At 42.3% G+C, this 19,922-nt stretch carries 20 protein-coding genes; 9 read left to right on the top strand and 11 right to left on the bottom strand.

Annotated features, from left to right (window positions below; all coding sequences use genetic code 11):
- Positions 1-41: 41 nt before the first annotated feature.
- The 3 genes from VL121_RS10970 to VL121_RS10960 all read right to left on the bottom strand — a co-directional run bounded on the left by VL121_RS10970 (position 42) and on the right by VL121_RS10960 (position 3,181).
- Complete coding sequence (locus VL121_RS10970) at positions 42-260, bottom strand: GDCCVxC domain-containing (seleno)protein (RefSeq protein WP_325405144.1); 219 nt, start codon at positions 258-260, stop codon at positions 42-44.
- Positions 261-456: 196 nt separating this feature from the next.
- Complete coding sequence (locus VL121_RS10965; protein ID WP_325405142.1) at positions 457-981, bottom strand: DUF2480 family protein; 525 nt, start codon at positions 979-981, stop codon at positions 457-459.
- 76 nt (positions 982-1,057) lie between these two features.
- A complete protein-coding gene (locus tag VL121_RS10960) occupies positions 1,058-3,181 on the bottom strand; it encodes a peptidylprolyl isomerase (protein ID WP_325405140.1) in 2,124 nt (707 codons plus the stop codon).
- Between the two features lie 564 nt (positions 3,182-3,745).
- Between VL121_RS10960 and nadA the strand changes: the two genes are divergently transcribed.
- Positions 3,746-4,756, top strand: a complete 1,011-nt coding sequence (gene nadA / locus VL121_RS10955) for a quinolinate synthase NadA (RefSeq protein ID WP_325405138.1) — start codon at positions 3,746-3,748, stop codon at positions 4,754-4,756.
- Positions 4,757-4,779: 23 nt separating this feature from the next.
- Here the strand turns inward: nadA and mnmG are convergent, their stop codons facing one another.
- From mnmG to ybeY, 3 genes are all read right to left on the bottom strand, one after another.
- Positions 4,780-6,648: a tRNA uridine-5-carboxymethylaminomethyl(34) synthesis enzyme MnmG gene (mnmG, locus tag VL121_RS10950; RefSeq protein WP_325405135.1), complete on the bottom strand. Its 1,869-nt coding sequence runs from the start codon at positions 6,646-6,648 to the stop codon at positions 4,780-4,782.
- A 92-nt stretch (positions 6,649-6,740) separates the two neighbouring features.
- A complete protein-coding gene (locus VL121_RS10945) occupies positions 6,741-7,406 on the bottom strand; it encodes a CAP domain-containing protein (protein ID WP_325405133.1) in 666 nt (221 codons plus the stop codon).
- A complete protein-coding gene (gene ybeY, locus VL121_RS10940; RefSeq protein ID WP_325405175.1) occupies positions 7,403-7,846 on the bottom strand; it encodes an rRNA maturation RNase YbeY in 444 nt (147 codons plus the stop codon). Before ybeY ends, VL121_RS10945 begins: the two co-directional genes overlap by 4 nt.
- A gap of 61 nt (positions 7,847-7,907) precedes the next feature.
- Between ybeY and VL121_RS10935 the strand changes: the two genes are divergently transcribed.
- Together VL121_RS10935 and nadD are read left to right on the top strand one after the other, a co-directional pair.
- A complete protein-coding gene (locus VL121_RS10935; protein WP_325405131.1) occupies positions 7,908-8,147 on the top strand; it encodes a FeoA family protein in 240 nt (79 codons plus the stop codon).
- Between the two features lie 13 nt (positions 8,148-8,160).
- On the top strand, positions 8,161-8,730 hold the full coding sequence (gene nadD / locus VL121_RS10930; protein ID WP_325405129.1) for a nicotinate (nicotinamide) nucleotide adenylyltransferase: 570 nt from the start codon (positions 8,161-8,163) through the stop codon (positions 8,728-8,730).
- Positions 8,731-8,854: 124 nt separating this feature from the next.
- Here nadD and VL121_RS10925 read toward each other — a convergent pair whose 3' ends face one another.
- Both VL121_RS10925 and VL121_RS10920 read right to left on the bottom strand, forming a co-directional pair.
- Positions 8,855-10,117, bottom strand: coding sequence for a chromate transporter (locus tag VL121_RS10925; protein WP_325405127.1), 1,263 nt, complete (start codon positions 10,115-10,117; stop codon positions 8,855-8,857).
- A gap of 24 nt (positions 10,118-10,141) precedes the next feature.
- Positions 10,142-10,270, bottom strand: a complete 129-nt coding sequence (locus VL121_RS10920) for a hypothetical protein (RefSeq protein WP_325405125.1) — start codon at positions 10,268-10,270, stop codon at positions 10,142-10,144.
- Positions 10,271-10,443: 173 nt separating this feature from the next.
- Between VL121_RS10920 and VL121_RS10915 the strand changes: the two genes are divergently transcribed.
- Both VL121_RS10915 and VL121_RS10910 read left to right on the top strand, forming a co-directional pair.
- On the top strand, positions 10,444-11,277 hold the full coding sequence (locus tag VL121_RS10915; protein ID WP_325405123.1) for a universal stress protein: 834 nt from the start codon (positions 10,444-10,446) through the stop codon (positions 11,275-11,277).
- A 117-nt stretch (positions 11,278-11,394) separates the two neighbouring features.
- Entirely contained in the window at positions 11,395-11,583 is a 189-nt protein-coding gene (locus tag VL121_RS10910; protein WP_325405121.1) for a hypothetical protein, read from the top strand.
- 194 nt (positions 11,584-11,777) lie between these two features.
- Here VL121_RS10910 and asnS read toward each other — a convergent pair whose 3' ends face one another.
- Entirely contained in the window at positions 11,778-13,214 is a 1,437-nt protein-coding gene (asnS, locus tag VL121_RS10905; RefSeq protein ID WP_325405119.1) for an asparagine--tRNA ligase, read from the bottom strand.
- A gap of 262 nt (positions 13,215-13,476) precedes the next feature.
- Here asnS and rho point away from each other — a divergent pair, with 262 nt between their 5' ends.
- Positions 13,477-15,150 (top strand): transcription termination factor Rho, encoded by a 1,674-nt coding sequence (gene rho, locus VL121_RS10900; protein WP_325405117.1) that lies wholly within the window; start codon positions 13,477-13,479, stop codon positions 15,148-15,150.
- Positions 15,151-15,165: 15 nt separating this feature from the next.
- Here rho and VL121_RS10895 read toward each other — a convergent pair whose 3' ends face one another.
- Together VL121_RS10895 and VL121_RS10890 are read right to left on the bottom strand one after the other, a co-directional pair.
- The gene (locus VL121_RS10895; RefSeq protein WP_325405115.1) at positions 15,166-15,681 is read right to left on the bottom strand and encodes a hypothetical protein; all 516 of its coding nucleotides are present in this window, start codon (positions 15,679-15,681) and stop codon (positions 15,166-15,168) included.
- 139 nt (positions 15,682-15,820) lie between these two features.
- Positions 15,821-16,567 (bottom strand): biotin--[acetyl-CoA-carboxylase] ligase, encoded by a 747-nt coding sequence (locus VL121_RS10890; protein ID WP_325405113.1) that lies wholly within the window; start codon positions 16,565-16,567, stop codon positions 15,821-15,823.
- Positions 16,568-16,703: 136 nt separating this feature from the next.
- Between VL121_RS10890 and rsfS the strand changes: the two genes are divergently transcribed.
- The 3 genes from rsfS to VL121_RS10875 all read left to right on the top strand — a co-directional run bounded on the left by rsfS (position 16,704) and on the right by VL121_RS10875 (position 19,917).
- A complete protein-coding gene (gene rsfS, locus VL121_RS10885) occupies positions 16,704-17,105 on the top strand; it encodes a ribosome silencing factor (protein ID WP_325405111.1) in 402 nt (133 codons plus the stop codon).
- 90 nt (positions 17,106-17,195) lie between these two features.
- On the top strand, positions 17,196-19,286 hold the full coding sequence (gene ftsH, locus VL121_RS10880) for an ATP-dependent zinc metalloprotease FtsH (protein WP_325405109.1): 2,091 nt from the start codon (positions 17,196-17,198) through the stop codon (positions 19,284-19,286).
- Positions 19,287-19,290: 4 nt separating this feature from the next.
- Complete coding sequence (locus tag VL121_RS10875) at positions 19,291-19,917, top strand: LutC/YkgG family protein (RefSeq protein WP_325405107.1); 627 nt, start codon at positions 19,291-19,293, stop codon at positions 19,915-19,917.
- Positions 19,918-19,922 lie beyond the last annotated feature (5 nt).

Raw genomic sequence — 19,922 nt, 5'->3', positions numbered from 1 at the left:
TTAATATAACCCCACGCTCTCCTGCTGCATACCCTTCATCACTATGAACAGCAGGAAGTTCCCATTTGAATAGGTGGACATTTTACAGAACCATAGCTGCAAAAAACGCAACAGTCACCTTCATTCGGTTTCAGTCGTGTCCCGCAACTTTTACAAACATAGAAATATTGGCAAGCGTCTGTAGGCATTGATTCTTTTTGTTTGTGTCCACAAACAGGACAGGTAAAAACCGATTGAAGTATAACTGCTTTGTTATCCATTAAATTACTGACTACGGAGTGAGGAGTGGCTTTATGGCCTGTGCTGTTAATAGTTTTCGTAATGCTGTTTATAGATGTTTATTGTTGTTAAATTTTACGATGCTATTTGCTTTTTCATAAGAAGTTTGAAAGAGAATAACACTTTCAACTTTTACTAATTGTTATACAAAAATAAGCTTAAAATGTTACAGGGTTATCAGTAGGGTACCCGAACCGAAGGCGCTTTATACACCGGAACGGTGCTGCAGGGTTCGCCATACATAAGGCTTTTAACTACCGGACGTAACTTTTTTGTAATGGCCGCATAGGCCGCTTCGGGAAGCACCACATCACCGCATCCTTTAATAACAATTCTTTTACCAGCGTAGTCATCGGCGCTGATATTGGTAATATTATTAAGCAGCAGGGTTTGCAATACATCTTTTTCGCTGCCAAAAATAATGTCTTTTGCTTCCGGCTGTACATAAGCTACAATAAGCATATAAGCCCACATGGGTATAATAGCATCTGCCGTACAGGTTAAGGCAATATATTTTCCGCTGTATTGCTGCCAGTTTGTTTGCTTTAACGCTTCCCTGAACTCTTTTTCTTTTAAAATCAGTCCTTTAAACAGGTAGGCTTTGATATCAATAACAGCGATCTCCACTTTTGGGTAGTAGGTTTCCAAATCTATGGTAACAATGCCGCTTTCGGCCACTTTGTTAATTATCGTATCGGTCATAGGTACAAAGTTACCAAAATAAAAAGGGTCGCCAACTATAAGCCGGCGACCTCTTTTTTATAAAAAATTAACGCTATTAATATCCGGCCTTCAACCGGTCGTCTTTTATGGTTGCGGCATCCCTTAATGCCTGCATTACCGAATAACCCATCGTTTGCTTCATTTGCATAGATGCTGCTTTACGCTGTTCTTCCACGTTAGCCGCGTCATTGGGCAAAGCGCCTATATTTTTTACCTGCACCACGTATGCTCCTGCATTACCCGCGAGCGGCGGCGATACTTTTGCCTGGTAATTTTTATTGAGCGCTGCGCCTATCACTATTAGCTCATTGCCGAAGCCGGGTTTAAAATTATCTGCAAAACGTATACTGTCTGCTTCCTGAACCTGCTGACCCGCATTTTTTGCGGCTTCATCAATAGTTGTATACGTACCGAATTTTGCAACCAGCAGCGCCGCCTTCTTTTTATCTCTTAACAGGGGTTCCACTATCACTCTTGCCGATGCAGCGGATTGCAGGCCTGCCTCCTTTTCACCGGTAATAAGTGCTACTACATACTGGTCGCCTACCGATACAGGATCGGAAACCGTTCCGGGCTTATTACTATATATCCATTTAATAAACGCCCTGGACGTTCCTACTCCTATAACCTGGTAATCCATTTCTTTTACACTTTCCGCCAGACGCTTATTGAGTTTTTCTTTTTGTACTGTTTCATCAAAAGCCTTGGCTGTACGGCTTTGAGAAGCAAATTGCGTTGCCGCCGCCGAAGCCGCACGATCCGTTTCTACACTGGCTTCAATTGGTTTCGACAAATAGGCGATTTTGTACGCCTGCTCAAAATTCTTCTGATCCTGGACTTCTATATAATGATAGCCGTATTCTGTTTTAACAACACCTTTATCGCCTGTTTTTCCTTCAAAACAAAAATCATTAAAAGCTTTTACCATTTGTCCGTTAGGGAAGTAACCCAAACTGCCAAACACCGGCTTTGAACCCTGGTCATCAGAATACTGGGTAACCATTACTTCAAAAGAAGCGCCACCGGCAATGGCCTGTTGTATACTGTCTATTCTTTTTTTAGCAACAGAATCTGCAAGCGTTGGCTGTCCGGTTTGCGGGTCAATAGTGGCTATCAATATATGACGGGCTTTTACGGAATCGGGCAGTACTTTTGATCCGATCATACGGGCAATAACAATGGAGTTACCATCATAATAAGGTCCGTATAATGCTCCGGGAGCTAACCCAAACAAAGAATCCTTAACGGGTATCTGTATGCGGCTTTTGTTCATGTATCCGTCAAAAAACGCCGACTTTGTTCCCTGCCTCGTAACGAAAACACCCGGGTCTGCCGCTTCAGCAAATGGTTTTTTCAACTCCTCCATTTTGTTCCACAAATTCAGGCTGTCTTCTTTATTAGGCGCCGCGTTAAATAATACATAGGCAATGCTCCGGCTTCTTTCCTGCTTAAAATTATTTTTATGCTTTTGAATATAATCGCTGATATCGGCATCGGTAACTTTTACGGCCGAATCGGCAACCGTTGAATAAGACAAACCCACAAAAGAAATATCGGCTACCTGGCCCGTTACAGCGTTTTGTTTTTCAATTAACCATTTGGGTATATACGTACCGTTAGTATAAATGCTCATCAGCTTTTTTTGTATCTGGCTCAGCACAATCGGATCAATAAGCTGATCGTGTACCTGCCGCAACTGAACAGCATCCTTGCTTTTTTGTAATGTTTTAAACGCGTTGCGCGCCGCTTCAATATTATATATACCTGTTTGCGGATCGGTAAACTGTTGTTTAAATTCCTGGGGAGCATCGTCACTGAATAACAATTCAGTAAATTCTTTAGATGTAAAGTCTATGCCCAGCTTTTGCGCTTCCGCGGTTACCAGTTCTTTACTGATCAAACCATTCCATATCTGGTTTTGAATTTCCTGGCGCATAGACTCATCTACACGGTAGCCCTGCGACTGGTATTGGGCTTCCATGGCTCTGGTTCTTTCGTCAAAATTTTCCCTTTCTATTTTCGTACCGTTTACTTTTCCAACTGTAGTGGAAGACCCTGAAAAAAGGTGACTACCTCCTCCTACAAAAGCATCCTGAACTACAAAAGCAATTAAACTGAGCCCTATGATCCCAAACACAAAAACAGCAGCTTTGTCGCGAATCGTCTGAATAATAGACATATAATATTGAATGTATTTTTTATGGACGGCAAAAATAGGGTAATATAAGTTTATCAACAAATTGTGGAAAACCACCGTAAAGCAGCAGCATCCTGTCTTCTAAAAGTGAATATCTCTTTATACAGCAAGCGCAATAAAAAAGAGCCGAACAGCGTTTATAAGAATCCACAACCACTTGTTAATAGCGCCGGCTTTATGTTGAAAACCCCGGCTTTATTTCTTTTTTGATGTGCTGTTCCGGACAACAGATTATTTTGGAATTCTCATTCCTTTACACAGGGCCGGAGCAACGGTTAATAAAACAAAGTTCACCACAGTTTATACACAGCCGATTATTAAAAAATAAGCAAAAAGTTTTCCGCAGTCATAATCATTCAACATTGTTAATAATGTTTAAAAATACCTGCTGCCGCTTATTCACCTACTGTGAATAGCTTGTGAATGAAAGTGTATAAACTATTAGCTTTAACTTTGCAAAGAAACAGGTTTAGTTATGTTTCCCCATATTCACAGCCGTAATAGTAATAGGGCCTTTAAATAAATAATTAATTATTATTAAATACTATGGCAGTAATTAACATTGATGAAGCAAAGCAAAATGTTCAGCGGGTTGGTTTTTTGGATGTTGATATTGACCCCCGGCTGGATTTGTTTAAAGAGATTGAAAAACTAAAGCGCGAAAAGAACGCGGTAATACTGGCGCATTATTACCAGGAGCCGGATATACAGGATGTAGCGGATTATATTGGGGATAGTTTGGGGCTGGCGCAACAGGCAGAAAAAACAACTGCAGATATTATTGTTTTTGCGGGTGTTCATTTTATGGCTGAAACGGCAAAAATTTTAAATCCGGGTAAAAAGGTTTTATTGCCCGATCTTAAAGCGGGTTGTTCTTTATCTGATTCGGCGCCGCCCCCTTTATTTAAAAAATTTAAAGACAGCCACCCGGATCATCTTGTTATATCGTACATTAATTGCTCAGCCGGGATAAAAGCCCTCAGTGATATTATCTGCACTTCTTCTAATGCAAGGCAAATTGTGGAGAGCTTACCCGAAAATCAAAAGATCATTTTTGCACCGGATAGAAACCTTGGCGCCTATATTAATAAAAAAACGGGCCGCAATATGGTGCTTTGGAACGGGGCCTGTATGGTGCATGAAATTTTTAGCAGGGAAAAGATTACCAGATTAAAAGTGAGACATCCCCAGGCTAAAGTAATTGCGCATCCGGAATGTGAAGAGGTAGTGTTGCAGTTAGCCGACTTTATTGGTTCTACTACACAACTGATTAAGTTTTCAGAAAGGGACGAGGCAAAGGAATTTATTGTAGCCACAGAAACGGGCATCTTACACCAGATGCAAAAGAATTCGCCGGGGAAAGTATTTATTCCCGCGCCGCCCGATAACAGTTGTGCCTGCAATGATTGCCCGCATATGAAGCTGAATACGCTGGAAAAATTATATTTGTGTATGGAATATGAGCTGCCGGAATTAACAATGGAAGAAGATTTAAGGATTGCCGCATTGAAACCCATAAGGAGAATGCTGGAGATAAGTGCCTCCTTAGGCTTGTAGGCGCCTGTTTAAGCCCCTTAAATCTATCTGCCCATATACACCATCAAAATTTGCACATCGCTGGGATTAACCCCTGAAATGCGTGAGGCCTGACCCAGTGTTCTGGGCTTAACGGAAATGAATTTTAGCCTGGCTTCTGTAGAAAGGGCGGAAATATGCGTATAATTAAAGTTTTCCGGTATCATCAGGTCTTCTAACTTGCTCATTTTTGAAACCAGTTCTCTTTCTTTTTCTATGTAAATATTATACTTAATTTGAATTTCAGCTTCATCCAAAGCATCCTGCTTGTTGTGCATAAGTGCTTCTGATAATCTGGGAAGAGCTGCCTGCAGCTCATTTAAGCGGATACCGGGGCGTAATAGCAACTGCGCTGCTTTTTGTTTTTGAATGATGGGAGAGGTAGGAATACTGTTAAGATAATCATTAACTTCATTTGGTTCAATTGATAAAGAATTAATTATATTTGTAATATAATTAATAGCCTCTCTTTTTTCTTTTAATATTTTCAGTCTTTCAGAAGAAGCTAAGCCCAAAATATATGATTTTTCAGTTAATCTCAGATCGGCATTATCCTGGCGTAGCAGGGTTCTGAACTCTGCCCGGCTGGTAAACATGCGGTAAGGTTCTTCTGTTCCTTTGCTGATAAGATCGTCTATAAGCACACCAATATAGGCATCACTTCTTTTAAGAATAAAAGGCGCTTTATGCTGCGTGGCAAGGTGCGCGTTCATTCCGGCGATTAGGCCCTGGCAGGCAGCTTCTTCATAACCCGTTGTACCATTTATTTGCCCGGCAAAAAACAGGTTTTTTATGCGTTTGGTTTCTAAGGAATAATGAAGCTGCGTAGGTGGAAAATAATCATATTCAATAGCATAACCGGGACGGAACATTTTAGCTTTTTCAAATCCGGGAATCATGCGAATGGCTTCAAACTGCACTTCTTCCGGTAAAGAAGTAGAGAATCCGTTTACATATATTTCAATAGTATCCCAGCCTTCGGGTTCTACAAAAATCTGGTGCCGGTCCTTATCTGCAAACCGGTTTACTTTATCTTCTATGCTTGGACAATAGCGGGGACCTACGCCTTCAATTCTGCCGGAATACATGGGGCTTCTGTTGAAGCCTGTTTTCAGCACATCATGTACGGTTTGATTGGTATAGGTTATCCAGCAGCTTTTTTGCTGTTCGGGTGTAATTGCAGGAACGGACAAAAAGCTAAAACCGCTTATCTCCTCATCTCCTTTCTGCTCTTCCATTTTAGAATAGTCGAGGCTTCTTCCATCTACCCGCGGAGGCGTACCTGTTTTCAGCCTGTCGCTTTCAAAACCCAGTTCCACTAATTGTTCGGTTATGCCGGTAGCCGCTTTTTCAGCAACGCGTCCGCCACCAAACTTTTTTTCGCCAACATGAATAATACCGTTTAAAAAAGTGCCATTAGTGAGTACTACCGTAGTTGCCTTTATTTCATGCCCCATGCCGGTAATTACCCCCACGCAGCATTGTTCTTTAATGAGCAAGCCTTTTACCATATCCTGGTAAAAATCTATGTTCGGTGTTTGTTCCAGCATGGCTCTCCATTTTTGAGAGAAGAGCATACGGTCGCTTTGAGCCCGCGGACTCCACATGGCCGGGCCTTTTGATTTGTTGAGCATTCTGAACTGTATCATACTGGCATCGGTAACAATTCCTGAGTAGCCACCCAGGGCGTCAATTTCTCTAACAATCTGGCCTTTGGCTATTCCACCCATAGCAGGGTTACAGCTCATTTGGGCAATGGTTTGTAAATTCATGGTAACCAGCAAAACCTTGCTACCCATATTGGCAGCAGCGGCAGCAGCTTCGCAACCCGCATGTCCTGCGCCTACTACAATTACATCGTATGTTGAAAACATGGGGCAAAATTACGGCAGGTAAAAATAAAATACCTTTTTATTTAGAAATCCAATTGATATAGGATAACAGTGTTTCACGTGGAACAAGCTGTTTAATTGCAGGAAAAGTTCTGAACCATAAAGAAATGGCTGCTCCGTCCTTTTATTGGATAAAAAGATGTTCCTGTATATTTCATACCGGCATCTAATATGTTTTTCCGATGCCCCAGGTTTTTTACTCCCGTATCTATGAGCAAAAAAATAATGGAAAGTAGCCCGTTTTCTTTTCCTTCATATACATTTTCTGAAATACATTCAAAGTAGCCAAAGCTGTTCATACGTTCCTGAAACGATTTTCCTTTAGAAGAACTGTGCGAAACAGACATTTGATGGATGCCAAGGTCTCTGGTATGGTTACTGGCTATTTGGTATAATTTTGCAGAAGGGGTTAGCAGTGGAAGCGGGTTAAGTACAGATAGTTGAGCAATGAGGGAACGGGTGTAGCTGTTTTTTACTTCCGGAAACTGCTCTAAAAATGGGTATAGGATATTGTTTAAAAAATTAATGGGCTGAGTTCTTACAATATTTACCCAGTACAGCACTTCTTTTTCTTCTTTGGACAGCAGCGAATAAGCAGTGTTTGCGTGAAGCCAGTTTTCCACCGCTGTATCTTTTGCAGGACTAATAATAAATGGTTTATCACTTAAAACAATAGAGCCCTGGCCGAAACTTATAGTGTAAAAAAAGGAAACAATAATACTGAGCAAAAAACGTTTCACGTGGAACGGTGTTTATTTTTATTGAAATACAACTGCAATAAACGATCTTCTTTTCTTCTCATGTCCTGTTTTTCGTTTTTTAACTTATCCTTATGCCCGCACAGGTGTAAAACGCCATGAAAAATAACCCGGTGTAATTCTTCTGTGAAGCTGGTTTGCATTAATTGGGTGTTCTCTTTAACCCTTTCCACGCTAATATAAATTTCTCCTTCTATCTTTTTTTCTGTTCCCAGGTTAAACGTTATGATGTCGGTATAATAGTCGTGCTGTAAATACTGGCGGTTAATGTCTAATAAGTAGTCATCAGCACAAAATATGTATTGAAGGGAAGCGAGGTTTTTCTTTTCGGCTTTGAAGGTACTACGAATGAATAGTTTCAGTTCTTTCCGCCTTTTTAATCCAAATTGCCGGTATGGGAAGTAAAAGTTAATAGGGGGCATCAAAAAATCCTTTTCCGAAAATCGTAAATAATGCTGCAAAACTACCAATAGATTTGTTGATATGAAAAGGCTTTCTCAAATAACCCCGGGCATTACGGTAATCATCAGGGAAGTAGAAAATGATGAACTCTTTTTGAAACTCATGGAAATGGGGTTTATACCCGGTGAAATGATTACTGTTGATCAGATAGCGCCATTAGGGGATCCTATTTCGGTTTCTGTTGCAGGATATAGTTTAAGTTTGCGTTTAAATGAGGCTAATAGTGTGCTGGTAGAAGAGCTTATTGTTAAAACAGCCTGATGATATATCGCGCATGTATATAGGTTTGTATTTTGGATCGTTTAACCCTGTTCATCACGGTCATTTAATCATTGCCGGTTTTATTGCAGGCTATACGCCACTCCACCAGGTTTGGTTTGTTGTTTCTCCTCAAAATCCTTTTAAAATATCGCATTCCCTGCTCAATGAATACCAGCGCTTACATTTGGTTAGAACGGCTATAGAAGGAGAACCGAAGCTCCGTGCTTCCGATATAGAATTTCATTTACCCAAACCGTCTTACACTATAGATACTTTAGCCTATTTGGAAGAGAAATATCCGCAGCACCAGTTTGCTATTATTATGGGTAGCGATAGTTTTCAAAACCTGCATAAGTGGAAGAATTCGGAAGTGCTGATGAAACGGTTTCCCATTTTTGTATATAAAAGAGCGGGCTTTGAAGTGGCAGCCGGTCAATCGCCCAATATTACCATATTAGATGCCCCCCTGCTGCAAATTTCGGCTACCCAAATACGGGAGATGGTAAAGCAGGGAAAATCTGTGCGGTACCTGGTTCCCGACAGCGTTAAAGAAGAAATAGAAAAAAACGGGTACTACAGGTAATAGCCACGCGTTTTGATTTACGCAGCTATTTTGGTTGTTTTGTGGCGTTTTAATGCATTTTGGAACTAAAACAACCTATTAACAGCAACAACGGCAAAATATTTACACTTTTAGAGCCACCTGGCTAAAATAGTAAACCCAATGCCAGGCAGATCATCGCAATTACGGGGGCCGGCAGTTTAGTAAAAGTGAGCAGCAAAAATGTGCCGGTAATTACGCCTATGTTTAAAAAGCTGGTAGTAGCTTCTTCGTTAACCTCAAAAAAAGAAATATCTTTCATCAGGAAAAAGGTAGATGCCGCCATAATGCCTACCACAGCCGCGTTTATTCCTTTTAAGGAGCGGTAAATAGCGGGGTATTTTTTTAAATTATGCCAAACCGGGAAGAAAAATAAAACCAGCAGGGCACTGGGCAAAAAAATACCGAATGTACCTATGGCGCAGCCAAGGGCCTGCATACCGGGGCCTTCATTTTTTAGTGCCTCCCCTCCCACAAAAGCAGAAAATGAAAAGGTGGGCCCGGGTATAGCTTTTACCATTCCGGCCCCGGTAAGAAATTCATTTTGGTTAATGCTGATCACATTTTTATTTTTGAGCTGGATGCGCTCCGATGCCGGGCGAACCACATACTGCTCGTACATCATGGGCATAAGTACATCGCCCCCGCCAAAAACCATTCCGCCAAAACGGTAAGTGTTTTCAAAAAGATTAAAGGCTTTGCGATGCTGCCATTCATTTTTTCGGGATAGTTCACTGAGTGCCCCCGCAATAATAAATATTAAAAAAAATATTACTATGTTTCCCCATTTAATAGGCCTTGGCTCTATGTTTATTGCTTTGGATGTTTTTTCCGTAAAATTGGTAACCAGTCCGCCCAGTACAATAACAGCAGGGAAAATTACGGGCGAATTAAAAAGAAAATAAGTGGCGATCATAGTGCCTGTCATAATGAGCCTGGCAATACGGTTATTGGCAACCAACGTATAGGCCCTGAAGGCGGCAAAAGCCAGGAAGCCTACAGCCATTGGCTTTATAAATTTAAAGAGATCATTTTGCAGTGTTGTTTTACCGGCAAAATCTAATGCAAAAGAAAGTCCGCCCATGAGCAGGCAGGCGGGTAATATCCATAAGAGCAGCGCTAAAACCGCCAGGGGCAGTTTTCCTTTTTTATAGCCTATAAGGGTAATGATTTGTGTAGATGATGCACCGGGCAGCAACTGGCAAAATGCGTTGTATTCCAAAAGTTCCTGCTCCGTAACGTCTTTTCTTTTGGCAACAAATGTTTTCATCATCATTCCAAAATGCCCCTGCGCTCCCCCAAAGGCGGTTAAACTATATAAAGTAACCGCCTTCAAAAAAGAAATATGGCGCAAAAGTTTCAAACGCATTCTGTAAGCATTAAAATGTAACGATCACTCCTTTGAAATGAAATGGCGCTTTACCCCGGTAAAGCCTGCTTCTTCACAGGCGTTATCCATTTGCGGCACGAGCAGGTTTTTCCGGAGCAAACTGGTTCCGGCAAAATCGGGCAGGTGTGGCAATATGCATAGCGCACTTTTTAGTGTAATTTGGGTGCCAAAGCGGAATTTTGCATGAAATTAGCATCAATTCTTTAAAGTTGCATTGCACAGGTGTATTGAGAACAGAAAAGCATTGCCAATTGCGCTTATGAACAACTAAAAGCGCTGTATTTTTGTTAAGTAAAAACAAGCTGATGAAAACAATTATTGTTCCTACTGATTTTTCCCCGGTAGCTATTAATGCCATGAATTATGCTGTGGAACTTGCGCAGGCAATAGATGCTTCGGTTATGCTGCTGCATGTATTTCAAATGCCGGTATCGTATAACAACAGTGATATTCCGCTGCCACTGATGGACATTGGCGAGCTGGAAAGGATTAATAAGGAAAGGATTGATGAGCTAAAGGAACAGGTGCAGCGTGTTGTTGGGGATAAACTTACAATAACTGCCGAAGTAAAATTGGGCGACCTGGTAGACGAGCTTAAAACACTTTGCGCCGGCACCAGTCCCTTTGCCGTGGTTATGGGAACAAAGGGCGCCGGTTTTGTAGAAAGGTTATTGGTGGGTAGTTCTACTTTATCAGTCATACGGCATCTTACCACACCGGTACTTGTTGTTCCGCCCGGCGCCGCTTTTACTGCCATACAAAGGATTGGCTTTGCCTGTGATTTTAAAAAAGAAGTGGGCGCCATTCCTGCGGCTGCTATAAAAGAATGGGTAAAAACATTTAGCGCTACGCTAAGCGTTTTAAATGTTGACGATAAAAAAAGCAATATAAAAGATACGGCGGAGCAGTCGGTATTATCGTATACCCTGTTGCAGGAGCTTCGGCCAAAATATTTTCATATTGATAATCCTGATGTAGCAAAAGGGATCAGCGTGTTTGCGGAAAGCAATAATCTTGACCTGCTTATAGTAATACCGCGCAAGCATCGTTTATTAGATCTGCTGTTTCAAAAGAGCCACACAAAAGAGCTGGCCTTTCATTCGCATATCCCCATTTTATCGGTGCATGAGGAGGAGTAAGGAGCAATTTGAAGTTTGTGATTTATGGTACAGTACTCAATGCCTTATTAACACTGGAAGTAACACAAAGAATAAACCTATTTTGACTTACTCGCCATACTGAGTAATTTGTTAAAAATGTTTGTACGCCCTCATTTACAGGAACTTATAAAAGATGAAGGCAGGTGGAAAGCGTATGTTCAGCAATCTTTAATTGAAACAAGTATATCCAAAGACATACGCATGCTTACCAGGGTGGATAAACCGGCACTGATGAAACGGTTTTTTGAAAGGGGGTGCCTGTATTCCGGCCGGATTCTTTTCTAACAAAGCCGTTCGGGGATGACGGCCTTCCAAAAACAGTTCAATCCGTATAAAGTGTTACTGGTTGACAATTCCGGTATGCCCTGGCAGGATTTTTTGAAAGTAAATCCTGTGGAGTTGTTTGGGTAACCCCGTTGCGGTGAAGCTGTATGAAGAACGGTCAGTAAAAAGCGCTAAATCCCGTGTCAGGAGCTGCTTTAAAACTCTGCACTCCCCGGCGTTCTCGGAAAAGCAATGGCATCGCGGATATTGCTCATGCCGGTAACGAATTGCACCATACGCTCAAAACCCAGCCCAAAGCCTGCATGCGGAACAGTACCAAAGCGGCGGGTATCTAAGTACCACCATAGCTCTTCCGCGGGTACATGCATTGCTTCCATGCGTTGCAGCAGCAAGTTTAAACGTTCTTCACGCTGGGAGCCACCCACAATTTCGCCAATGCCGGGCGCTAAAATATCCATGGCGGCAACGGTTTTGCCATCATCGTTCCGGCGCATATAAAATGCTTTTATCTCCAATGGGTAGTCTGTAACGATAACTGGTTTTTTAAAATGTTTTTCTACCAGGTACCTTTCGTGCTCACTTTGCATATCAATACCCCATTTCACTTCGTACTGAAATTTCTTTTTCTTATATGCGGGCGATTGCAATAAAATATCAACGGCCTGCGTGTATGTAATTCGTTCAAAATTATTATTGAGTACAAAATCTAATTTCTCTAATAGCCCCAGTTCGCTGCGCTTATCCAGTGGTAATTGTTTCTCTTCGTCTGCCAGGCGTTGTGCTAAAAATTCAAGGTCTTCCCGGTTATGCTCCATGGCATAGCGGATGATGTATTTAATAAATTCTTCAGCCAGGTTCATATTGTCTTCCAGGTCGCAAAAAGCCATTTCGGGTTCAATCATCCAAAACTCTGCCAGGTGGCGTGGGGTATTGGAATTTTCGGCCCTGAAAGTAGGCCCAAAAGTATATATCTCACCCAGGGCAGTGGCACCCAGTTCGCCTTCCAGTTGTCCGCTTACGGTAAGGTTGGTAGCCCGGCCAAAAAAATCTTCTTTATAATCAATAGCGCCATTTTCGGTAAGCGGCGGGTTATGAGCCGGTAAAGTAGTTACCCTGAACATTTCTCCCGCGCCTTCCGCATCGCTGGCGGTAATAATGGGCGTATGCAGGTACACGAATCCCTTGTCATTAAAAAATTTATGAACGGCATAGGCCAAACTGTGCCGCACCCTGAATACCGCGCCAAACGTGTTGGTGCGAAAGCGCAGATGGGCTATTTCCCTTAAAAATTCCATGCTGTGCTTTTTAGGTTGCAGGGGATATTTTTCCGCATCGCTGTCGCCAAGGATCTCTATGGTGGCGGCTTTTAGTTCCAGCTTTTGTCCTTTGCCCAGGGAGGGAATAACGGCGCCGGTAATTTTTAACGATGCCGAAATAGTGAGCCGTTTCAGCAAGGTATCGTTAAACTTCCCCAGTTCGGCTACTACCTGCAGGTTACTGTTGGTAGATCCATCGTTGAGTGCAATGAACTGGTTATTTCTGAAACTGCGTACCCATCCCATTACCGTAACTTCCTGGTTATCGGGCTCCTGGGCCAGTAATTGCTTTATTTTAATTCTCTTGTTGAACATATGATTCTTTTTAAACAGGCTTCACAAATATGCGTTGCAAAAAGGAAAGCGCACAAAGATAAGGGAGTAAAAAATTTTTTAGATTCCGGAAATTTGATGTATTATTGCCACGGAATCAAACTGATCAGTTCTTACCAAGCTCCGGGATTCTATCAGTTTTAGCCATTCCGCACCAATTTCATTCAACCAAAAATTCATTTCAACATTTCTCTTTCAAATTATCAGGTGTTTTTGATAAGAGGTTAAACCGTTAAGTATATTTATGTACGACATTCTGCAACTGAATGATATGCTCGTTCCTGAGCTGCTTGATATTGCCGAGCAATTGAGCATTACTAACGCTAAAAAACTTGATAAACAGGAACTCATCTACAAGATATTAGATAAACAGGCCATAGAAAATAGCGCCGCAACCAAAGGAACCGATGAAAAAGGCAAACGCAAACGCGTTGTAAAAACAACTACTGCTAACAGTACAGAAGAAGCCCTCGTGGAATCTGAACCTGAAAAAACAACCGCTTCCGGCAGGAAAAAGAAAATGGTTGCCGTTGATCCCGAAAAAAAGGCAGAAAAGAAAATAGTAAAGAAACCCAAACTTTTCCAGGACGAAACTCCGGAACAGGCTGCAAAAAAGAGAGAACAACAGGAAGCTGCTGCTGCTGTTATTCCGCCTGCCGATGAAACGGATCAAGCCGAAGAACAGGAAGAGTTGGTAGAGGAAGAATCGGCACAGCAGGAACAGGGAACAGCACCGGCCGAAGAATCGCAAACCGAACGCAGGCAATATCCTAACCGCCGCGAACAAAACTTTAATATTGAGTTCGATGGTGTGATCATGAGTGAAGGCGTTTTGGAAATGATGCCTGATGGATATGGCTTTTTAAGAAGCAGTGATTACAATTATCTTTCCTCCCCCGATGACGTATATGTTTCTCCATCGCAGATAAAATTATTCGGTTTAAAAACCGGCGATACCGTATCGGGCGCTGTTCGTCCTCCAAAGGAAGGCGAAAAATATTTCGCGTTACTTAAAGTGGAAACGATCAATGCCAAATCACCCGAAGATGTAAGAGACAGGGTGCCTTTCGATTACCTTACGCCTTTGTTCCCTTTTGAAAAGATGAACCTTTTCACGCAGCCATCGGCATTGAGTACAAGAATGATTGATTTATTTACGCCTATCGGTAAAGGACAGCGTGGATTAATTGTGGCGCAGCCTAAAACAGGTAAAACCGTTTTGCTGAAAGATATAGCCAATGCTATTGCCGAAAATCATCCTGAGTGTTATATGATGATTGTGCTGGTAGATGAACGCCCCGAAGAAGTAACCGATATGGAAAGAAGCGTGAGAGCGGAGGTTATTGCTTCTACCTTTGACGAGCCTGCTGAAAAACACGTAAAAGTGTCTACCATCGCCCTGCAAAAAGCGAAGCGTTTGGTAGAATGCGGGCATGATGTGGTTATACTGCTTGATTCTATTACCCGTTTGGCCCGTGCACATAATACCGTTGCTCCTGCATCAGGTAAAGTATTGTCGGGCGGTGTGGAAGCCAACGCCATGCAAAAACCCAAACAGTTTTTTGGCGCGGCAAGAAAAATAGAGAATGGCGGATCGTTAACCATACTGGCTACGGCTTTAATAGATACCGGTTCAAAAATGGATGAAGTGATCTTTGAAGAATTTAAAGGAACCGGTAATATGGAGCTGCAGTTAGACAGGCGCCTGGCCAACAGGCGCATATTCCCTGCTATTGACCTTGTAGCTTCTTCTACCCGCCGCGAAGACCTGCTGTTAGATAAGGATGTGCTGAAAAGAATGCATTTGCTGCGCAATTACCTGGCCGATATGAATGCCGAAGAGGCTATGAACGAATTACTCAAACGCATGAGGGGAACAAAAGACAACCAGGAGTTTTTGGCCAGCATGAATAGCTGATAAGGTATGAGGCTGTCAGCCATCAGCAGTATAAGAATCCAAATAACAAGAACCAAACAAATACAGATGGTTTGTGCTGCCCCAGTGACAGGCAAAATTCGAAGACGGAAATCCCAAATTCGAAGCAAAATGCAACCATAAACTTATTAATCCATCGAACCGGTCATTCTTAAAACGACCGTTTAGCTTTATTTTTTCTTTTAAGGTTTCCGTTTCTTTTAATACGGAAATGATGGTATTGAGATGCCGATTCAAATATTCCTGGCGGTGTATTTCCTGTGTCAGACCAAGTAGTTCATGCTCTTCTTCAACAGATAAACCTGCGTGGTGCGCTATATCAAATATCCGAAAAACAGCTACTTCTTTTATGCGTACATCCATTTCGCCATTATCATACACTTTCACCAGTTCCTGTACCTTTACAAGTGTTCCTAATGCGCCAACCCGGTTGTTGATGATAGGTAGTGGTATGCCAAAAGGCTTTACATCGCTGAAGCATTCTATTAATAAGCTGCTTATAGCGCGGCTCAAAAATGTGCAGGTTTACTTCTTCCCACGGAAATACTACAATGCTTAATGGAAAAATGGAAATAAAATTAGTCATGAATTATAAATCGCGAAGAAGCTTCTGAAATTAACATGCCAAATGCTGTTTTATTTTTTGTGCTGATTATAGTATCCATTCTGCAGTTCCCCACTGCCAGTTTTCTTCTTTTTTATTAGCTGTTTCAACAATCAGCAGCCCGTTTGGAGTTACACCTTTTACCAGGGCTTCCAGCAAAACTCCGTTGCTGTTAAATTTTACCCGCTCATTCAGCTTATACATTGCCAGCCGGTAATCGTGTAAAATCAGCGTTTCATTTCCTGCTTTTAATACCTCATACCTTTCTTCCAGAAAACAGCACAGTTCTTTAGCAAGGTTAATTACCTCAAAGCTTTTACCTGTTATTTGCCGTAGTGATGTTGGCCGGTATAAGTTTTCCTCAAAATGGCGCTGGTTAATATTGAGGCCAAGACCGGCAACCGCATATAACCATTTATTAGACCGTATGCTGTTTTCTATTAATATACCACCTGCCTTTCTGTCACGCCAGTAAATATCATTCGGCCATTTGATGCGGATTTCATTACCGGCATATTTTTTAAAAAAGTCATACGTGCCCAATGCAATAGCCGCATTCAGCAGGAAAGATTGTACAGGAAGTAAAAAGGAAGGCTCTATAATGATACTTATTATTATATTTTCTCCCGGCCTGCTCCACCAGGTTTTACCCCTTTGTCCTTTACCCTTTGTTTGGTCCATTGCAAACCAGGCATCGCCATGCTTTGCCAAACGGGCATGAACCATTTGCATGGCATAGTTGTTGGTACTGTCAATACAGGGTAATACGGTAAAAGACCGGCCAAAGGATTGCATAAGAGAATACCGAATTAATTACTATTTTTGAGCAAGTTATATAATCGTAAAACAAATAAGCAGTTGCATTGCATTGCTTTTTTAAATTATAACCAAATCAGCCCCCGAAAAAGGGTAAATCTAAAATTGATTTCTATTGGCAGCATTACAGGTGTTAACTGCACGGCCCAAACGTGCAGCCAGGTTGACGAGGAACAGTAAGCTATTTAAAACCATCATCAGCGCCATCCGTCAAAAAAAAGGAGAAAATATTGTTTCGGTGGATCTGCGTAAAATACAGGAAGCCGTTGCAGATTTTTTTATAGTTTGTGAAGCTTCCAGCAGTGTGCAGGTAAGGGCTATTGCTGATGCAATAGAACATGAAGTTAAAATGCACACAGGGGAACTGCCGTATCGCCACGAGGGCTACCAGGCCCTGCAATGGGTGTTAATTGACTATGTAAATATTGTAGTGCATATTTTCCAGCCGGAAACACGAAAATTTTATAAGCTGGAAGAAATGTGGAATGATGGCGATCATATAGAACACGAAGCGTAATCTGCAGAACAAAACGCTAAACGGTCATTTTATTAATAACTGGAGGGTCCGGTTTTTTATTTTAATTTAAATTATTAAGCGAAGAAGTTTATGGCACAGGATAATAATCAGGATAAAATTCCAGGATTCAAAAAGCGATCGGATGGAGATGACAAATCTCAGCGGCGCGGTCCAAAGTTCAGCATTTACTGGGTATATGGTGTGGTTGCGCTTTTGCTGGTAGGCTATCAGCTATATAAAGGCGCTACGCCAACGGCAACTGTCATTTCGGACCTTCAGTTCCGAAACGAAATGCTCGTTAAAAATGATATTCAGAAGCTGGAGCTGGTTCGCAATAAGGATATGGTAAGGGTTTTTATAAACAAAGACAGTTTAAATAAACCCATTTACAAAGAATTACTGGGAGACAGGTGGTCAATTATTTCAAAAACAGAGGGGCCGCATTTCCAGTTTGAAGTTCCGGATGCCAAAACCTACACAGGTACAACGCTTACTGAATTTTATAAAGAGCATCAGCAGGTAAAAGAAGTTCCTGTTAAAATAGTAAGTGACCCCGAATGGTTTGGTTCTTTGCTCAGCTATATCTTTCCCCTGCTCATGTTTGCCCTGCTGTTTATTTTAATGATGCGCAAGGTAGGCGGACCCGGCGGTGGCGGCGGACCCGGCGGTATTTTCAGCATAGGCAAATCAAAAGCTACTTTATTTGAAAAAGGCACAAAGGTGAATATCACTTTTGCCGATGTGGCCGGGTTAGAAGAAGCCAAGCAGGAAGTAATGGAGATCGTGGATTTTTTAAAGAACCCCAAAAAATATACAGCGCTCGGTGGTAAAATTCCAAAAGGCGCGTTGCTCGTTGGATCTCCGGGTACTGGTAAAACCCTGCTGGCAAAAGCCATGGCGGGGGAAGCGCAGGTACCTTTCTTTAGTTTGAGCGGTTCCGATTTTGTGGAGATGTTTGTAGGCGTAGGCGCAAGCAGGGTGAGGGACTTGTTTAAGCAGGCCAGGGAAAAAGCGCCCTGTATCATATTCATTGATGAGATAGACGCGATTGGCAGGGCAAGAGGTAAAAATATGATGATGAGCAATGACGAAAGAGAAAATACCCTTAACCAGTTGCTGGTAGAAATGGATGGCTTTGGCACAGACAGTGGTATTATTATACTTGCCGCCACCAACAGGCCGGATGTGCTGGATAGCGCTTTATTGCGCCCGGGACGTTTCGACAGGCAGATCACCATTGACAAGCCGGATGTAAAAGGCAGGGAAGAAATTTTTCATGTGCATTTAAAACCTATTAAAAAATCGGCCAAGCTGGATGTGTTTAAACTGGCCGAACAAACGCCTGGCTTTGCCGGTGCAGATATAGCCAACGTGTGTAATGAAGCCGCTTTGATAGCTGCCCGCAAGGGAAAGACCGAAGTGGAAATGAATGATTTCCAGGATGCGATAGACCGTGTCATTGGCGGGCTGGAAAAGAAGAATAAGATCATCTCACCCGATGAAAAAGAGATCATTGCTTACCATGAAGCCGGACATGCTATTTGCGGTTGGTTTCTTGAACATGCCTATCCTTTATTAAAAGTTACCATCGTTCCCCGTGGCACTGCCGCGCTCGGGTATGCGCAGTATACGCCTAAAGAGCAGTACCTCTATAATACAGACCAGTTGAAAGACCAGATTGCTATGACGCTGGGCGGCAGGGCAAGTGAAGAGATTTTCTTTGGAAAAATTTCTACCGGTGCCAGCAACGATCTGCAGCAGGTAACCAAAATCGCTTACTCCATGATTACGGTGTACGGTATGAACGACAAGCTGGGCAATATCAGCTACTACGATCCGCAGCAGGAAAACTATTTCACCAAGCCCTTCAGCGAAGAAACCGGTAAAATAATTGATGAAGAAGTAAGAAAGCTGATTGATGGGGAGTACAGCAGAACCAAGAGCCTGTTGCAGGAAAAGAAACATCAGGTGGAAATAATTGCAAAAGAACTGCTTACCCGCGAGGTACTCTTTCAAAGCGATTTGGAACAGTTGATCGGTAAACGGCCTTTTGAAGAGAAAAAGCCTGCCGATGTGGTGCATGACCATCATCATCATGATGAACATACTTCTTCCAATGGTGCTGAAAGCGGGGGCATCAGCGCTGGTGTTCCTCCTGCTGAAATCATACCTAAACCCTGATGCAATGAAGGTGTCTTCTGCAAAGGAAAATATGCTAAAAAAAATACGAAAGGCACTGAGTACACCAGTGCCTTTACCTTTTCCTCAAAGCGAGGGAAATAATTCCGTGTTTTTACCCCCAACGGATGAGCTTGAAATACTTTTTGCCGAAGCTTTTAGTACCCTGCAGGGCCGGTTTTTATATTGCTCCGGAGAAACCGAAATGCGGCAGCAGTTGTCGCTTCTTATACAGCAAAGGCAATGGAAAGAAGTATTTTGCAAAGAAACCCTGCTGCGGGAAAAGCTGGCTCCTATATATTTTTCGAAGGAGCCTGTAGCCGGCGCCGATGTGGCTGTTACGGGCTGCGAAATATTAATAGCAAGAACAGGAAGCATAGTGATGAGCACAGCGCAGCAAAGCGGCAGAACAACCAGCGTGTACGCGCCGGTGCATATTTGTGTAGCCTATGTTAATCAACTGGTGTATGATGTTAAAGACGGACTGCAACTGCTAAAGCAGAAATATGCAGGCAAAATACCCTCCCTCATTACTTTTGCAACAGGTCCGAGCCGGACGGCTGATATTGAAAAAACCCTGGTTGTTGGTGTGCACGGACCAAAAGAAGTATTTGTGTTTTTGACAGAAAATTGAAGCAT

Source organism: Agriterribacter sp., assembly GCF_035497235.1.
In the GTDB taxonomy this organism is placed as follows: domain Bacteria; phylum Bacteroidota; class Bacteroidia; order Chitinophagales; family Chitinophagaceae; genus Agriterribacter.
This window is presented reverse-complemented; position numbering and strand designations above follow the sequence as displayed.

What these genes read in the sequence shown, in the direction of transcription:
- VL121_RS10970 (WP_325405144.1), bottom strand. Translation starts at nt 260, where the DNA reads ATGGATAACAAAGCAGTTATACTTCAATCGGTTTTTACCTGTCCTGTT.
- VL121_RS10965 (WP_325405142.1), bottom strand. Translation starts at nt 981, where the DNA reads ATGACCGATACGATAATTAACAAAGTGGCCGAAAGCGGCATTGTTACC.
- VL121_RS10960 (WP_325405140.1), bottom strand. Translation starts at nt 3,181, where the DNA reads ATGTCTATTATTCAGACGATTCGCGACAAAGCTGCTGTTTTTGTGTTT.
- nadA (WP_325405138.1), top strand. Translation starts at nt 3,746, where the DNA reads ATGGCAGTAATTAACATTGATGAAGCAAAGCAAAATGTTCAGCGGGTT.
- mnmG (WP_325405135.1), bottom strand. Translation starts at nt 6,648, where the DNA reads ATGTTTTCAACATACGATGTAATTGTAGTAGGCGCAGGACATGCGGGT.
- ybeY (WP_325405175.1), bottom strand. Translation starts at nt 7,846, where the DNA reads ATGCCCCCTATTAACTTTTACTTCCCATACCGGCAATTTGGATTAAAA.
- VL121_RS10935 (WP_325405131.1), top strand. Translation starts at nt 7,908, where the DNA reads ATGAAAAGGCTTTCTCAAATAACCCCGGGCATTACGGTAATCATCAGG.
- nadD (WP_325405129.1), top strand. Translation starts at nt 8,161, where the DNA reads ATGTATATAGGTTTGTATTTTGGATCGTTTAACCCTGTTCATCACGGT.
- VL121_RS10925 (WP_325405127.1), bottom strand. Translation starts at nt 10,117, where the DNA reads ATGCGTTTGAAACTTTTGCGCCATATTTCTTTTTTGAAGGCGGTTACT.
- VL121_RS10915 (WP_325405123.1), top strand. Translation starts at nt 10,444, where the DNA reads ATGAAAACAATTATTGTTCCTACTGATTTTTCCCCGGTAGCTATTAAT.
- VL121_RS10910 (WP_325405121.1), top strand. Translation starts at nt 11,395, where the DNA reads ATGTTTGTACGCCCTCATTTACAGGAACTTATAAAAGATGAAGGCAGG.
- asnS (WP_325405119.1), bottom strand. Translation starts at nt 13,214, where the DNA reads ATGTTCAACAAGAGAATTAAAATAAAGCAATTACTGGCCCAGGAGCCC.
- rho (WP_325405117.1), top strand. Translation starts at nt 13,477, where the DNA reads ATGTACGACATTCTGCAACTGAATGATATGCTCGTTCCTGAGCTGCTT.
- VL121_RS10890 (WP_325405113.1), bottom strand. Translation starts at nt 16,567, where the DNA reads ATGCAATCCTTTGGCCGGTCTTTTACCGTATTACCCTGTATTGACAGT.
- ftsH (WP_325405109.1), top strand. Translation starts at nt 17,196, where the DNA reads ATGGCACAGGATAATAATCAGGATAAAATTCCAGGATTCAAAAAGCGA.
- VL121_RS10875 (WP_325405107.1), top strand. Translation starts at nt 19,291, where the DNA reads ATGAAGGTGTCTTCTGCAAAGGAAAATATGCTAAAAAAAATACGAAAG.